Below are 16,541 nucleotides of genomic sequence, written 5' to 3'. Positions count from 1 at the left end.
AGGGAGGTATTCGTATGGGACCATTTTTTCATGGATTGTTATTGGCATTAGGGCTGATACTGCCATTAGGAGTGCAAAATATATTTATTTTTAATCAAGGAGCAACCCAACCTACCTTAAAAAAAGCATTGCCTGCAACGATCACAGCTGCCATTTGTGATACAGTACTTATTCTGTTAGCTATTTTAGGTGTTTCGTTGATTGTCATGCAATATGATTGGTTGCGTCTTACATTAATCATAATCGGAGTTATATTTTTATTGTATATGGGTTTTCAGATTTGGTTTGCCAAAGCGAACTCACGGTCAGATGCTCAAACTATGCAGATGTCCACCAAAAAGCAAATTGTATTTGCTTTATCCGTATCACTACTGAATCCACATGCAATCTTAGATACGATAGGTGTAATCGGTTCGAGTTCACTTGTTTATTCCGGAACGGATAAAACGATTTTCACGGCAACATGCATCGTGGTATCATGGTGCTGGTTCCATGGATTATGTCTTGCGGGACGATTGCTAAAAAAGGTTGATACGTCTGGCAAATTCCTTGGAATATTAAATAAAACATCTGCAATCATCATCTGGATTACGGCTCTCTATATGGTGAAATCGATGTTTTGAAACAGATAAATGGCATCTGAATTCGAACTTAACTAATCTGGAAAAGAAGTAGATTACCCAGTTGGATAATCTATATTTAAGGAGGAAATGCAATTTTCCCTTTCTTATTGCAGTTAAAACTATGCAAATTCATGTATTAGCCTTACAGGATAGTTTTGATCTGTTTTCATTATCTCCCTTTCCATTTCTGGTGATAACTCAAACCCTTTCTTTTTAAATGATATTCTTCTCCACTAGTGCCTCTGTGTTGTGAAAGAGAATTGTAAAAAAACCAATTAGCGTTCAAGCCAATCGAAGTACCAGGATTTATAAAGAGTCATGTCATCTATCATAGATCCAGATGGGTATCTCCCGTGTTGCAATCATTCCTTACGCTATTAGAAGAAAGGTTCTTTGATGAATGAACAGGGTCAAAGCAAGGATTGCTTTAAATAAACTGGATCGGAGAAGGTTATAGACTAGTTTGCTAGCTATGAAAGGTTTTTAAGAGTTAAAAATTGCAGTATTAATCGGCGCTTTTTGAATAAAAAAGGAGAATACATCTCGAATATGTATTCTCCCTTTTTTTATGTCTTAATAAGCTAACACCCTGCCCTCATTCATCTTCGTATCGTGAGAGGTTTTTTTTGAGTGTGAGTACATTATTGAAGTGCAACTAAGTCCTTTATTTCCTCTGTGGAAAGTTCAGTGATCCAGTTGTCACTACTGATAATTTCGTCGTTTAGTGCTTGCTTTTTATCAAGCATCTGGTCGATTTTTTCTTCCAGTGTCCCTGTGCATATTAACTTATGTACATGAACGAACCGCTGTTGTCCAATTCGATAGGCACGGTCTGTAGCTTGATTTTCAACAGCTGGATTCCACCAGCGATCATAGTGAATGACGTGGTTTGCTTCTGTTAAATTAAGTCCTGTGCCACCTGCTTTTAACGATAGAATGAAGATTGGAAAATCTCCATCTTGGAATCGAGTAATCATATCATCACGTTGCTTTTTGTTCGCACTCCCATTCAGGAAGGGAACTTCAAAGCCATACCGTTTTTCTAACAATTCCTTCATCATGTTGCCCATCCCAATATATTGAGTGAAAATGAGGCAGCTTTCATCTTGTTCGCGGACAGCGTCGACAAGCTCAGTCAGTTTCTCAAGTTTGCCAGAGCGGTTAGGTGCCTTCAGGATGTTTTCTTTTTCCGTCTCTTTTAAATAAAGAGCAGGGTGATTGCAAAGTTGCTTTAGTTTATTAAGCATTTGCAGTATGATGCCTTTTCGTTCAAAGGCCGACAGCTGTTCGATATCAGTAAAGGTATCCTTGATTAGCTGTTCATACAGTGATGCTTGCTCGGTGGTAAGCGGAACGAATTCCTTTTGCTCTTGCTTATCCGGAAGATTCAGAGCGACTTCTTTATCACGTTTTGTCCGGCGGAGCAAGAATGGTTGAATCAAGCGCTGTAATTCCTTGATTTTACCCTTCTGTTCTTCACGTTCGATGGTCGCCACATATTTTTCCTGGAATTGACCAAGCGTTCCAAGATAGCCTTTGTTAATAAAGTCAAAGATTGCCCATAATTCGCTTAAACGGTTTTCCATTGGCGTACCGGTTAAGGCGATATGATGACTGCCATTAAGCTTGCGAACCGCCTTGGATTGCTTCGTTTGGGCATTCTTGATATTCTGTGCTTCATCAAGGATGACACTGCTCCAATGGATGGAAGACAGTTCAGCCACATCTTGGTGGGTCAGGCCATATGAAGTTAAAACGATATCATGGCCCGCTGCTTTTTTAGCAAAGGCTTCACCTTTAGCTCGATTAGATCCGTAATGAAGATGAACCTTAAGTGTGGGCGCGAATTTTTCTAATTCTTTTTGCCAGTTGCCAAGAACGGATGTCGGACAGACGATAAGGGCTGATTGAACTGAAACAAGTTCTGGAATGGAGGTAATTATTTCTACCTCATCGCTGCTCTCCGTGTTACTTTCTTCGTCGACAATGATCGGTTCACTCTTTTGTTCGTCCTTCGAGGCAATAGGGAGCTCCTTAAGGGCTCCTTCAGTGTCCTTCACATGAAGTAGGTAGGCAATCATCTGAACGGTTTTCCCGAGCCCCATATCGTCTGCAAGACAAGCTCCAAAACCATGCTCTCTTAAAAAAAGCAGCCAGCTCATGCCGAGTTTTTGATAGGGACGCAAATCGCCTTGAAGTGTCTTAGGAATGGGCAGGATGGAAATGTTTTTTGTTTCCTGCAGTCTTCCCACCATTTTACGAAGCTCCTGATTCAATTCAAATTGAATTCGGAGCATTTCGTCGTTTTCTGAATCATCATCGGCATCCTCTTCTGTGCTGTTCAATAACTCTTGCTGCAGCAAATCCGACAATTGAATTCCTTTTTCATTGGCTGTTTCCATCAGTTCCTGAATTTGCTTAATGAAAGCTGGGTCGAGTTTAACCCATTGGCCGCGAATATAAACGAGTCTGCGTTTTTCATTGACGAGCTCCTCGAACTCCGCCTCAGTGAGCTCTTTACCATTCAGGGAGAACCGCCAATCGAAGTCCATTAAAGCTTTAAGGCCGACGTAAGAGGGGCCCCGATTCGATTGGCTTTTTACTTTCGCTTTCACCTTGAGAGTGGACTCTTTCAGGGCTAGCCACCAGGATGGAAGAAGAATTTCAACACCAAGAAACAGTAATTTTTCGCTAGCATCGGTCAAAAACTCCCATGCGTCGGTTTCCGAAAGCTCTCTTTTTAGACGCCCATTCTCTCCAAGCCAGGGCACGACGAGTTGCCAGCGTTTAGTAGCACGCACCACATCGCTTGCGTACTTATTCCAGCCACGTGGAAGTTTTTTTCCTGTATATGTTTCGATGATATTCTCATCTCTTTTGGAACGAAGGGTGACATCGAGTATCCAAGGTCCATCACCATCCGGGGGCTCAGTTAACCGAAGGCCTATAGTGAATGGTTTAGGATCATGCTGGGCGCCGAGCCACTCCTGCCAGCTGTCTTTGTCGAAAAAGGCCTGCAATTCTTCAGGAGAAAGTCGTGAATCCTTTAATGCTCCGACAGCTTCGCTCCATTTATGCTGCATCGGTGAGTAGTTTTTTAAATACATATTCGCGGCACCATTATACCACTTCTCGATAAAAGTTCGATTGGTTTCCATTTCATGTGTAGGAAGGTCCAAGGAGATTTCTTCTTCCCAAAAGGAAGGAACAAATTCCTCCTCTACTTCTTCCGGCAGCTTCCAGCCGATTGAATCCAACTGTAAATTAGTGAAATCCGGTACGGGAATCCCTGCTTCAATGGATTCATGAAGAACAGGTGCTGCAGACAGGCAAAGGGAGGAAATCTCGGACCATTCCCATTCAATGAAGGAGTTAAAGCTTTCCTTCGCAAAAAAATTGAGCAGACCCCAAGCGTCAAGAATGAAAACTGGATTTCCTTCTATCGTATCGGTCGTCATTTTAGTACCGTAAAAGCTGGCGTCATCCCAATTAAATAACAGTCTGCGAATATAATTCGTGTTGAGAAAGCTATTCTCTTCATTGACGACACCAAGGACGTAGGTTCCGTTTTCGAGAGCCGCTATTTTGATTTTTAATTTTCCTGGATTAAACATCGATTAGCTTACCCCTTTTTAGTTCTTCTTGGAAAGCGCGTAGCCGTTTCGTTGAATCGGCTACATATAGAATATAGCGTTCGAATACGTCTTCTTTTTTACTCTTTTTATAGATAGTGCGCATCTTTTTTAAATAGCGAACAGCTTGCTTATAGGCAGGACGGTTTTTCAAGGACACTTTTTCCTGAACCGCATGGTAATAGAGGGGCAGGATTAGTTCAGGTTCCTTAGAGACCACTTCTTTAATGGATTCACTGCTGATTAAATCAATGCTGATATCTGAGTAAATATGCATCTCCACCCATTTTTTATATTGTCCTTGTTCAAAAAGGAAATTTGCGTAGTTCCAATAGCTGTGTGGAAGGGTAGCTCGGTAAAATTTTTCAAGCAAATCGGTCCGCTTTAACTTATAGCAGCAGCTGCTAATCAAAGTCGTAAAGGTCCGAACGAAATCCACCCGCTGATAATAATCAGACAGATCCTCCAAAAACTCCTGTACATGAGCGATGATGAACTCAATGAAAGGAATGGCCCGTGAACGGTTGTCTGATTCAGACAGGAGAGTCAGCCAATAAAAGATATACGGACAGGCTTCCTTCTTCAATTCATGGAGAAGTTCGATCGCCTGATGATCCTGATTCTCTAGCAGGGATAGGTGAATCGCTGCTAGAGAATAGGAGGTACGCTCAGTCGTACCTAAATACTGTTCTGGAAGTTCTCTCTTGACCCGTTCGAGTTCCTCTTTACGCCATGAGGACGTGGTGAACAAAAAGCTCCAAATCTCCCGATAGAGATCAATCTTTTCATATTCTAGGCCTTCCCCGCCATTCAGTAGCTTCGCTACATCTTCTTTGATGCTGAAAACGAAAGGATCAAAGGCGAAGGGGCGTGCCTGTCGACTAAGCGGCTGTACCGTTTCATGCAGCTCTTCTGCAAGATCGACGGCCAGTGCATAAAAGACACGGATCGTTTGCGTCTGACTTTTATGTAACTGAATCATTCTCAGTGTCAGCTGCATTGTGCAAAATTGTGTAACAAAATGATAAAGTAGCTTCCATTCCCGTTCCATGGGGGCCTTGGAGCTGAGACGTTTAAAGTAGGTCTGTATATGGTTTTCAATCACATAAGTTGGTGCGCCTAAATGAGGCTCTACTTGTTCCGTGAAGGTAACGTTCACGAATTGCTTCCATGATGGATAGCTTTTATCTAAGATAATGGATTTCTCCTCTACTTGTTTAAGTAATTCACTTGCCCGCTTTACTTGCTGTAAAGCTTGGGCGGGTGTGGTATTCTTTGGTGCGTTCCATTCGCTTAGCCAATCGGAAACACTAGCGTATTCCGAATACGCAGAAAAGAAAACTGCCATTTGATGCCGGCAAATAAACCTGGAATCACATGTACAGCTTCCATCCTGAGGGAAGAGAAGATTCAACCTTGCCTTATAGCGAGTGACATCCTGCACCTCAGCAGTAATTGTATCCACCGCTTCCTCTTTAAGATCAACAAGCCCCTGACGGTATAATTGAAGCCCTTGATTTACCACATCCGAATCATCCGAATTCCCGGCATCCAAAAATCCTGCCAGTCGCTCCCCAACAAACAACAACTCCCGCTCCATACTCTCCTCCTTTAGGGGTCAGACCCCATTTCCCGAAATTATATTTTTGTATTATCATTGATCTATCAGTACTTTAACAACACCGGATAGGGGTCAGACCCTATTTCCCGGAATAGGAAAGGATGATGTTTTATGCCTCGAAAACCGAGGATATGGTACCCTGGTGCGATGTACCATATTACAAGCCGTGGCAATCGCCACAGTAACATTTTTTTAGACGACAAGGACCGACTTCGTTATCTGCATCATTTAGAGGAAACGAAAGAAAAATATTTCTTCGAGCTTCATAGCTATTGCCTCATGACCAATCATGTTCATCTTCTCCTCGAAACGATGCAGCACCCCATCAGCGATATTATGCATAAGCTGAACTCCCGCTATGCTATCTCCTTCAATAGGCGTCATGACCACGATGGACACCTTTTCCAAGGCCGTTATCATTCCGTCTTAATCGAATCAATCGAACAATTCACTGCTACAAGCCGTTATATTCATTTAAACCCTGTAAAAGCCAATATCGTCAAAAACCCCGCTGAATATAAGTGGAGCAGCTATAAAGCCTTCCAAATAGGGAAACCAAACATGCACGTCAACCCCACACAAATCCTTCATTACTTTCAAACCCCACAAAATTACGAAGAATACGTAATGAGGGGGTCAGACCCTATTTCCCATCTGTAAAAAAGACCAGAAAACCTTTGAAAGTATAGGGTTTTCGAGCAATCGGATAGGGGTCAGACCCCATTTCCCGAGTGGTTTTTTGAAGCATCTCTTTATTATACTTCATTTTGGCTTGGAATTTGAAATGGAGGAATACAGGTTTTGGAATATGGACATGAGAGCTTGTGTATTTGCTTTGTGAATTCGTAAATGTGAAGAGCCATTCCCGTGTGGGGAATGGCCTTTTAATATAGTTTTAGTTTATTTTCATTTCATTCTTCCAACTATCCAGTCTTTTGTTGATAAACGTAGCAAATGTATGATTCTTTTGTAACGTGAAGAGAAATGCAGACTTTTCTAGATATTCTTTTGCTTCTTTATAGTTACCTACCAGTTCAAGGTTGTAGCCTAAATGGTAGTGTAAATCGGCTAAAGCATATAATTGATCATGTTCCAAGCACCATTTTATCGCATCGCGGCAGCATGTAATAGACTCTTCATATCGGACTAATCGTGTTAACACTCTACCAAAATTATAGGATAAACGTGTCTTTAGCGTCTTATCTGTTAGGATAGGAAGGGCTTTCAAATGATCAAGTGCCTTCTGAAGCAATGCAAACGCATTTTCGTATTGTTCTTCGGCAACGTACATCACTCCGAGACTACTTAAAATTTCGAGCTCCCGTTCCGAATAAATTTTATCCGTAGTATGAGTAATAGCAATGGCTTGTTTAATAAATTCAATAGCTTTATCTAGATCTTTATTTTTTTCGTATTCATAGATGCCTTTGTGCCAAAGAATCAGCTGATGATTCTTTTTGTTCTGAAGAAATAGTGGACTGTTTTCCTCAGTCTTCACAATTTGTTGCATTTCCTCATAATTTCGGGTTCTTCTGGCTATTTTTAGTTGATGGATCACTTCTTCTACGTAATCCAGTCTAGGGGTCATGCCAATATCAAAAAAATAATTCACATCCACTCCTAAGCGTTGAGAAATTAGATAGAGAGTGGACGCGTAGGGATAGACATCACCTTTTTCAATCTTGCTAATCTGTGCTTGTGTACAAATACCGGATGCTAACTCTTCCTGTGAAAGTCCGATTTGTTTGCGTAGTTCTTTTATTTTTTGTCCAACTGCAAAAAAATCCATTTTGATTCTCCTTAAAATATGCCTAGAGTTATATTTTGTTATGAAAAATCGGTAAAAGCTGTATGTACCTGTCCTTAACGGTTTAAATAGATTCTGTAGTCGATATATATGATTTTAAGAAGTGTGGTTAAATATAACTATAGAATTAATTTCTATTTTAACCAATATTTTTTTGTAAAAAAGGAGGATTGACCTATGAAAAAAAGTACTAAAGCATTAGTCGTATCTTTTCTTATCATCGCTGCTTTTGTAATTGTTCCAAACGAATTACCAGGCCTATACGCAGAACTTCCAGGCTTATATAAATAAGAATTGAACTTTAATTTTGCTCTTTCTAGCATCTTCATTCGAAGATGTTTTTTTTTGTTCTTTTGGAGATTATTCTTTTGCGCATATTCCTTTAGTTATAATTATCTACGAATTGGGAATAAAAGGTCCAATTGGTACGGGTAGAAGAAACGTAAGCGTAGTTTGGAACGCCTATTTCCTTTTATTAATTTTGTTATAGTATAAATAACAAAACGGAGAGAGGTGTAAGGTTAATGATTGATATTAATATGAAAGTTCAACCCTCTTTTTACGATGAAGAATGTGCCATTGTGTTTTCTTTTTATTTTGATAAGGCAACCAAAAAGATCGGTGAAGCTGTGGTATACACATGCAAAAAATCAAACGAAAAAGGATACAACCAAGATAATATAGATACAGATATACAGGAAAAAATCGCTTATATTAAAGAATTTTCTATAGTAGATGAATATCAGGCAACATCTATGAAGAAAATTCAACATTTTTTGGACGTAATCGGTATCAAAAAGTGCGTAAGGCACAACCATCTGGGAAATGAAATTGCATTTTAAACAGTAAAAACTCATGGCATTTGTGTGTCATGAGTTTTTACTGTTTAATTGAGATTTTTGAGCTTTCATTTTCACTTTTTTCATGAAGTCACTCATTCGTTTTCTATCACTTGGCTTTGAGGTATTTTTTTCAAATAATTTGAATTGATGTTTGTTGTTATTGGATTTCATGATGCCGCTCCTTTTCTGGGTTTTTACCCTTTTTCATTTCATCTAAAACGTGAATTTAACGGATAAGTAGGACCGTATATAAAAGATAGGGTCGGGAAAACTTAAATATTCCTATAGTTATATTTTTGTCTGAAAATCTCAGTATAATAGAATTTATTACCATCTAATAGGCTGTAATGCTTAAATAAGGTGTATTTTCGTGTTTTATTCTACTGAAAATAAATGCTAAAATGTTCCGAATATCGGATTTTCATTAGAAACATCAGTTTCTAGTACCCTAAAGTGAGGAGAGTTGAAAGACTCTCTTCGATGGCCCCCAGGCTCAGGCTTGGGGGATCTTTTTTTTTGTTGGCGGATACTTTGTCCACTTTATTTTTACAATATGTTTCGTTTTGTTTTTGTATGCCTGGGTAGATATAAGAAACAAGATGATTTAAACCTGGGCCATCCCGGTTTAAGCGGAGGAATAGATGATGGATGTGATAAATAATAAAAATGATCTTACGAAGCGTTCCTTTCAGCAGTTCATCTTTCCATTCACACTTGGGGGAAATAAGATTGAAACTTTTGTGAAAAATTTGCTAGAGGACAATTTCGTATTTTTGAACTTGAAAGATATGAATCAGCAAGGTGGATTTTACGGAGACCACAAAGTTTTACACCGTAAATTAGAAAAATACTTTATGCCGTACATTGAGCCGATTTTGTTTCCAAGCAGTTCAAAGCAGAAGGAAGGATTGCGACGTTTTACAAAAAAACTGGATGTTGGGTGCACCTTCGAATCACCGTATTTAAATACCCCTTTTATTATTAACTCAATTGATATCTTTATATGCCCATTTCATATTGGCATGATGAATCTCCGTGTTACGTTGCCAGAGGGGCTTTCATACAATGATGTGCTCTATTTTGGCGACACGTTCCGAATCCTCGAGCCAATTGCCGATGACGAAGAGAAAACGAAAATCGGCTGTAGTAAAAATGAATATAAACAGGTGAAGGATTTTATCTTTAAAGAGTTACTTCCACCGCTGGAAGAGTATATGGACGAAGAACAAGCCGATCCGTCTTATTTCGGAAGCTTACCTTTTTTTATCGATGAAAGAATGTATGTAATTAGCTATATTGCACTCCCAGAGTATCGTAATATTTCTAAAAATGATTTGTACCGTGCCAGTGATCTGAATGGGTATGATAGTGATGGTGAACCCTATATCGGTGCAACAAATCCAGATTACATCGAACGGTATTATCAGGAAAGGGTGTATGACAGGTGGGCGAAGGAAACCTATTATGTAACAAGCGTGTATCATTTTGCCTGTGTCACGAAAGCGACAGGCAAGATGGAACAGCAACTTGCGAGCGAAATGTACGGTCAGCACTTTTATGCGGTGTTGCTTTACTTCTATTATAAAATAGTCCTTCTGAAATTGGCTCATGAACACTCCCGAATTGATGTGGAAAAAGACCAAACAAGTACAGAACAGCTAATCTTCATGATCACTGAGTTTTCCGCAAAATACTTATTTACCGAAGTCAACAGTACGGCCACTGGGAAAGAGCTATTTAAAATGACGGATGAAACCTTTAGGATTGCCCCGCTTTATAAAGAAGTAAAAGAAACACTTTCCTACCTCTATCAGAATCAGGATAAACTAGCTGGGAAAAGCAGTAATTATCTCTTGCAAATCCTCACGATTTACACCGTTATCTCCGGAATTTTCGGGATGAATCTATATATTGAAGATTGGAAAGGGAAATTAACATGGAAAGAGTATATGAATTACACCATATATGAATGGGTGGCCGTCTTTGTAACGACAACTGGTCTTGTTATTTCCAGTTTATTGGGCTTTTTCTTCCTGAAAAAATGGCTGCAAGAGAAAAGGAGTCGAAAAAAGAAAATGCTTTAATTTGTAGGAGTCCTGTACTTAGGTACAGGACTTTTGCTTTAGCATAAACACGGGAAATTAGTAAAATGAAGAAATTAGTCATACAAATTCCCCCATTTCTCTAATATTTTGATAAACTATATGTATACCATTCTAACTATTCAATAGGAGGAAATCATGAAGAAACTAGCATTAGTTTCCAGCTTTTTGTTGATGAGCGTATTGTTTTTGGCAGGCTGCTCGGATGAGCCTAGTCCAGAAGAGCGCTTTTCGGCTTACACGAAGCTTTGGAATAAACAGGATTATACGAAGATGTATGAGTATCTGTCATCTGATACAAAGGAAAAAGTCAGTGCAGATGAATTTGCGAAGCGCTATGAAAAAATCTATAAGGGCATTGAGGTCGACCAATTAAAAGTGGACTATAAAAAGCCAAAAGAAGAAAAAAATCATAAAGATGCAAAAAAAGTAAATCTTGCCTATACAGTTGATATGGAAACAATGGCGGGAGCGATTAGCTCTGATCATAAGGCAACCCTTGTCAAAGAAGAGGGAGATAAGGAAGAAAATTGGTACGTCAAGTGGGATGAAAGCTATATCTTCCCTGAATTAGAAGCTAATGAAAAAATTTCAGTTGAATCGTACCCTGCAATACGCGGGGAAATTGTTGATCGAAATGAACGTGGTCTTGCAATGAATGGTAACGTTGCAGAAATAGGAATCGTACCAGAGAAAATGGCCAATGAAACTGAGACTGTTAAGAAGGTTGCTGGAATTCTCAACATGTCTACGGATGAAGTGAATCAGAAATTGAACCAATCATGGGTGCAGCCTAGCTATTTTGTGCCTATCAAGAAAATGTCATCCGATAACACCGCAACCTTGGAAAAACTGTTAAGCATTGCTGGGGTCTCGGTCAATAATACAGAGGATCGTATATATCCCTATAAAGATGCTACTGCCCACCTAATCGGATATGTCGGTGAGGCGTCAGCGGAAGACCTGGAAAGATTGAAAGGCAAGGGCTATACCGCAAGTGACGTTATCGGCAAGCGTGGTCTCGAGGAAATTTTAGAAGAACGTCTGAAAGGAAAGCCAGGCGGTAAAATCTATATTAAGACAGAAAATGGCGAAGAAAAAGTCATAGCTGAAAAGCCAGCTGAAGAAGGAGAAACAATTACATTAACCATTGACGCTGAACTTCAAAAGGATATCTTTAAGCAATACGAAAAAGAAGCAGGGTCAGCTACAGCACTTGACCCAAAGACCGGCGAAACACTGGCGCTTGTCTCAAGCCCGTCATTTGATCCAAACAAATATATATTCGGAATAACAAAAGCCGAACAAAAAGCGCTTGAAGAAGATCCGGATAAGCCGCTTCTGAATCGATTCAGTTCAACCTTTGCACCTGGTTCAACTATTAAGGCAATAACTGCGGCGATAGCTTTGAAAAATGGTGTGGATCCGAATGAGTCAATCAATATCCAAGGGAAAACGTGGGCCAAGTCGACTTGGAAAGACCATTCCATCACAAGAGTCGCTGATCCCGGTGTAGCAATCGATATGGAAAAAGCGTTAATTTATTCAGATAATATTTATTTTGCCCAAAAAGCACTTGGCCTAGGTAAGGACAAATTCACAAGTGGACTCAAAGCATTTGGCTTTGATGATGCATTGGACTACGACTACCCGATCAAAGCATCGAGCATTGGTAAAGTCGACAGTGAAGGGCGCCTGGCAGATGCTGGATATGGTCAAGCGCAAGTTCAAATGAGTACGCTTCATTTGGCTATGACGTACTCAGCATTCTTAAATGAAGGAAACATCCTTAAGCCTTCGTTAATAACAGGCAATAAAACTGAAAAGAAAATATGGAAAGAAAAAGTCATATCAGCTGATCAAGCGAATCAGATCACTAAGATGTTGACACAAGTAGTGGAACATCCTAAGGGAAGCGGTCATGGCATAAATGATCTTGGCATCAAAATCGCAGCCAAAACGGGAACCGCTGAAATAAAGGCTTCCAAAAACTCCAACGGAACAGAAAACGGCTGGTTCGTCGCTATGGACACGGAAGATCCAGAACTTCTTATGGCATGGATGATTGAAGATGTAAAAGGACGCGGCGGGAGTCATTTAGCTGTCGATCAAATGAAACCGATCTTGAAGAAATATTTGAAATGAATAAGGAAAGGCACCTACTGGTAGTAGGTGCCTTTTTTATGTATCTATATTCCTATTACAAATTGATAACATATAAAAACAAAACTCTTTTAAATATTAGTTAATGAAATAATAAATCATCACAAATTATAGTTAATTAATAGAGAGATAATTGGAAGTAATAACAAAAACTTTAACTTAAAATTATTATAAAAGAGGTAGAAATTTCAAAATAATTGTATTATTGTAGATTTACAAGGATAAATTGGCAAAAAATATTGTGTTTATATAGTTTTATAGAACTAGTTTTTAACATTGGTACTTAAAATAGGAGTTGAGAAGGGGTTAATTAGTGCTGAATTGTTTGTTTCGTAAGTCGTTGTTATTTTTTACTCTATTAGTACCTAGAGCACTATTTTAGATATTTGAAGGGAGAACACTTTCTATATGAATAAGAAGAAAGCAATTAAACTAGCAACGGCAACTGCAATTGCCGCATCAGCATTCACTGCTGTTGCACCAATACAATCAGAGGCGTCTACTAGCATTGCCACTCAAGTTAAAAATGCAAAAGCAGCAATGAAAAAACCATTTAGCACTTACTTCGACGCTAAAAAATTAGCAAACGTGACAACTGTTGAAAAACAAATTAAATCTGCTAAAAAAGAATACACGAATGTGAAGAATTCAATAAAAAATTCAAGCAATAGCAAAGCTAAGAAAGATGCTTATTACAAAGAACTTAAAGGTTACGAAAAATATATCACACGTGCTGAAGGCTATGTAAAAGGCTACAAAGCAGCTGAAAAAGCTAAAAAAACGCTTAAAAGTGATCTTACTAAACTAAACGCTGCTGCGATTGCTCAAAAGCCAACAGATGTAAAGAATAAATACAATGCTCTTGATGCTTCTGTTAAAAAAACAGACAAAAATATTAAAGACACTGTATACGGTGCGAAAATTGAAAAACTTCTTTACGCTCAATTCACAGCAGCTACTAAAACTGCTTTGCAAGGAGAAATCAAAGCTTACTATTACTATGAAAAAGCAGAGTACTGGCTGAATAAAGGAGATACAAAAACAGCAGCGGATAGAATTAAAACTGCTTCGAAAATTAAAGTAGATACTAAAAAAGACTTAGGCAAAGCAATTAAAGTCTATGCAAAAAAAGTTCAAACTAAATATGATCAAGCAACTGACAAAGAAGCACCAAAATTCACTTACAAAGGTGAAGTTAAATTCGAAGTAGAAATTGGAGAAAATTTCAAGCTTCCTAAAGTAACAGCAGAAGACAAGCTTAATAAAGTGTACGTAACATACAAAATTAAAGGGCCAAAAGGAGCGACTAAAATTGATACTAATGTTGCCGGAGTATACAAAGTAACTTACACAGCAACTGACGCTAAAGGTAACAAAGCAAAAGACTTAGTAATTACAGTTGTAGTTAAAGAAGCTACTGTTAAAGTTGAGAAAGTGAGTGCGATCACCTCTAAAACCTTAGAAGTTAAATTCAACAATGCTGTTGATGATACAAAAGCATTATTTGAGTTGAAAAAGGACGGACGTAAAGTTAACTATTCAAAAGTATCTTTCAGCGAAGACAAGAAAACAGCAACAATCGAACTTACATCTAAAATTACAAAAGGTGAATACGTTGTTAACGTATCTGGTTTAGTTCAAGGCAAAGTAGTTTCTGGTTCGGTTAAAACAGAAGATGAAAAAGTAAAAGGTATCGAAATTCTTTCTGAGAAAGCTCCAATTGTAGGTGGGCAAGTTAGCGTTGGATATAAGGTTGTTAACCAATATGGTGAAGATGTAACAAAGCTTGAGACTGTTGAAGTAAGTGTTAAAGGAGCAAAAGAAGTTTCAAACACTGATGGTCAACTCGTATTAACAAAAGTTGATGGAGCGAATGACCTGAAAGCAGGAGACCAAATAGACGTAACATTAATTCACAAAGCTACTAAAACTTCGGCAACCAAAACAATTACTGTTACTAATGAGAACTTTGAATTAACAGTCATGCATACAAATGATACACATGCACATTTGGATAATATCGCTAGGCGCATTACAGCTATTAAAGAAGTAAGAAAGGAAAACAAAAACTCTTTGCTTTTAGATGCAGGAGATGTCTTTTCTGGAACACTATATTTCAACCAATATACTGGGCAAGCTGATCTTGAGTTCATGAATTTAATTGGATATGATGCAATGACTTTTGGGAACCATGAATTTGATCTTGGTACAGAAAAGTTGGCTGATTTTGTTAAAAATGCAAAATTTCCATTTGTAAGTGCAAATGTTAACTTTTCAAATGATACGTATCTCAAATCTTACTTTAAGGGAGAAAGCACACAAACAGCAAAAAGCGGTGAAATATACAGCAGTATCGTGAAGAGTATTGATGGGGAAAAGGTTGGGATTTTCGGTCTTACAACTGCTGAAACAAAAGATATCTCAAGCCCGGGAGCGGGGGTTGAGTTTGAAGAATATCTTGCAAAATCCCAGCAAACCGTTAATAGCTTAGAAGAACAAGGCGTTAATAAAGTCATTGCACTTACCCATCTTGGCTTTAATGATGGCGGTGGAGATAACGATTTGACTCTAGCAGAAAAAGTAAAAGGAATTGATGTAATTGTCGGCGGACATTCCCATGATAAATTAGAAAAACCAACTGTTGTTAATACAGAAGCAGGAGCAGAGCCTACTGTCATTGTTCAGGCTAATGAATATAGCAATTATCTAGGGCAATTGGATGTAGAGTTCGATAAAGATGGAAAGGTTATTGCTAATGATGGTAAGTTAATAGATTTAAATAAACAAAATGCAGATAAATCCTATGTTATTAAAGATGATGAGGAAGCCTTAAATATCCTTAATACTAAATACAAGCCAGCGGTCGACGATATGCAGAAATTTGTAGTGGGCATTGCTGATGTAGACTTAATTGGTGGAAATCCGGCAGCACGTACAGGGGAAACGAATCTGGGTGACTTTATTGCAGACGGAATGCTTGCAAAAGCACAACAATACAAACCAGGTACAGTTATTGCCCTTCAAAATGGAGGCGGAGTTCGTACAACAATTAAGGCTGGAAACATTACATTAGCAAACATTTTTGAGATTCTTCCTTTTGGTAACTCATTGGGAGTAATGGATTTAAAAGGTTCAGAGATTAAATCTGCCCTTGAATTAAGCGTGAAGGATGCTCCTGCTGCATTTGGCGGTTTTCTGCAGGTTTCCGGACTAAGGGTCACATATGACCACACAAAAGCCACCGGATCTCGAGTGCAAAATGTGGAAGTTTATAAAGATGGAATGTTTGAAGAATTAAAAGATGATGAAAATTATCAGGTTGCTACAAATATTTTCACTGCTAAAGGCGGTGATGGTTACACAATGTTTGCAAAAGCATACAGCGAAGGACGTGTAAGTGAGCTAGGCTTTGTTGATTGGGAAGTATTGCAAGATTATATCAAAGTACAGAAAGACCAAAAAATTGCCCCAGCTCTTGAAGGACGTATCATCGATGAAGCTAAAACAGAAGTGAAAGCAAGTGAGTTCAATGGTACAGCAGAGGACCCTAAAACTCATAAAGGCAGTATAGTAGTCGATATAACAGGAGTATCTAGTCTCGAAAATGCTATAATCACAGGAAATCTTCACTTGAAGGGCACTGACGCTGATAAGGTAGTTCTTAAAAATGTAACTGTTCTTGGTAACACATATTTCATAGACTAATAGTTTTATGGAAGGCCTTCTAGCGGCTTTGCTGGAGGCTTTCCTT

At 38.7% G+C, this 16,541-nt stretch carries 9 protein-coding genes; 6 read left to right on the top strand and 3 right to left on the bottom strand.

Features of this window, described 5'->3' with window-relative positions:
* The first annotated feature begins 14 nt into the window (after nucleotides 1-14).
* Complete coding sequence (locus RE409_RS26360) at nucleotides 15-623, top strand: LysE/ArgO family amino acid transporter (protein WP_201222614.1); 609 nt, start codon at nucleotides 15-17, stop codon at nucleotides 621-623.
* Between the two features lie 641 nt (nucleotides 624-1,264).
* Here the strand turns inward: RE409_RS26360 and RE409_RS26355 are convergent.
* Nucleotides 1,265-4,237 carry a DEAD/DEAH box helicase gene (locus RE409_RS26355; RefSeq protein WP_242485355.1) on the bottom strand — a complete coding sequence of 991 codons (2,973 nt, stop codon included), beginning with the start codon at nucleotides 4,235-4,237 and terminating at the stop codon, nucleotides 1,265-1,267.
* Nucleotides 4,230-5,855 (bottom strand): hypothetical protein, encoded by a 1,626-nt coding sequence (locus RE409_RS26350; RefSeq protein ID WP_056524292.1) that lies wholly within the window; start codon nucleotides 5,853-5,855, stop codon nucleotides 4,230-4,232. Before RE409_RS26350 ends, RE409_RS26355 begins: the two co-directional genes overlap by 8 nt.
* A gap of 132 nt (nucleotides 5,856-5,987) precedes the next feature.
* Between RE409_RS26350 and RE409_RS26345 the strand changes: the two genes are divergently transcribed.
* Nucleotides 5,988-6,536 carry an REP-associated tyrosine transposase gene (locus RE409_RS26345; protein WP_201250242.1) on the top strand — a complete coding sequence of 183 codons (549 nt, stop codon included), beginning with the start codon at nucleotides 5,988-5,990 and terminating at the stop codon, nucleotides 6,534-6,536.
* A 235-nt stretch (nucleotides 6,537-6,771) separates the two neighbouring features.
* On the opposite strand, the gene RE409_RS26340 is transcribed toward RE409_RS26345, so the two are convergent.
* On the bottom strand, nucleotides 6,772-7,665 hold the full coding sequence (locus tag RE409_RS26340) for a helix-turn-helix domain-containing protein (protein ID WP_053348525.1): 894 nt from the start codon (nucleotides 7,663-7,665) through the stop codon (nucleotides 6,772-6,774).
* Nucleotides 7,666-8,207: 542 nt separating this feature from the next.
* Between RE409_RS26340 and RE409_RS26335 the strand changes: the two genes are divergently transcribed.
* From RE409_RS26335 to RE409_RS26320, 4 genes are all read left to right on the top strand, one after another.
* On the top strand, nucleotides 8,208-8,525 hold the full coding sequence (locus RE409_RS26335; RefSeq protein ID WP_053348526.1) for a hypothetical protein: 318 nt from the start codon (nucleotides 8,208-8,210) through the stop codon (nucleotides 8,523-8,525).
* Nucleotides 8,526-9,169: 644 nt separating this feature from the next.
* The gene (locus RE409_RS26330) at nucleotides 9,170-10,609 is read left to right on the top strand and encodes a hypothetical protein (protein WP_201222616.1); all 1,440 of its coding nucleotides are present in this window, start codon (nucleotides 9,170-9,172) and stop codon (nucleotides 10,607-10,609) included.
* Between the two features lie 156 nt (nucleotides 10,610-10,765).
* Complete coding sequence (locus RE409_RS26325; protein ID WP_201222618.1) at nucleotides 10,766-12,772, top strand: penicillin-binding transpeptidase domain-containing protein; 2,007 nt, start codon at nucleotides 10,766-10,768, stop codon at nucleotides 12,770-12,772.
* 426 nt (nucleotides 12,773-13,198) lie between these two features.
* Nucleotides 13,199-16,495, top strand: a complete 3,297-nt coding sequence (locus RE409_RS26320) for a 5'-nucleotidase C-terminal domain-containing protein (protein WP_309558297.1) — start codon at nucleotides 13,199-13,201, stop codon at nucleotides 16,493-16,495.
* The last annotated feature ends 46 nt before the right edge of the window (nucleotides 16,496-16,541 follow it).

Source organism: Peribacillus sp. R9-11 (assembly GCF_031345095.1).
In the GTDB taxonomy this organism is placed as follows: domain Bacteria; phylum Bacillota; class Bacilli; order Bacillales; family DSM-1321; genus Peribacillus; species Peribacillus butanolivorans.
This window is presented reverse-complemented; position numbering and strand designations above follow the sequence as displayed.

What these genes read in the sequence shown, in the direction of transcription:
- RE409_RS26360 (WP_201222614.1), top strand. Translation starts at nt 15, where the DNA reads ATGGGACCATTTTTTCATGGATTGTTATTGGCATTAGGGCTGATACTG.
- RE409_RS26355 (WP_242485355.1), bottom strand. Translation starts at nt 4,237, where the DNA reads ATGTTTAATCCAGGAAAATTAAAAATCAAAATAGCGGCTCTCGAAAAC.
- RE409_RS26350 (WP_056524292.1), bottom strand. Translation starts at nt 5,855, where the DNA reads ATGGAGCGGGAGTTGTTGTTTGTTGGGGAGCGACTGGCAGGATTTTTG.
- RE409_RS26345 (WP_201250242.1), top strand. Translation starts at nt 5,988, where the DNA reads ATGCCTCGAAAACCGAGGATATGGTACCCTGGTGCGATGTACCATATT.
- RE409_RS26340 (WP_053348525.1), bottom strand. Translation starts at nt 7,665, where the DNA reads ATGGATTTTTTTGCAGTTGGACAAAAAATAAAAGAACTACGCAAACAA.
- RE409_RS26335 (WP_053348526.1), top strand. Translation starts at nt 8,208, where the DNA reads ATGATTGATATTAATATGAAAGTTCAACCCTCTTTTTACGATGAAGAA.
- RE409_RS26330 (WP_201222616.1), top strand. Translation starts at nt 9,170, where the DNA reads ATGGATGTGATAAATAATAAAAATGATCTTACGAAGCGTTCCTTTCAG.
- RE409_RS26325 (WP_201222618.1), top strand. Translation starts at nt 10,766, where the DNA reads ATGAAGAAACTAGCATTAGTTTCCAGCTTTTTGTTGATGAGCGTATTG.
- RE409_RS26320 (WP_309558297.1), top strand. Translation starts at nt 13,199, where the DNA reads ATGAATAAGAAGAAAGCAATTAAACTAGCAACGGCAACTGCAATTGCC.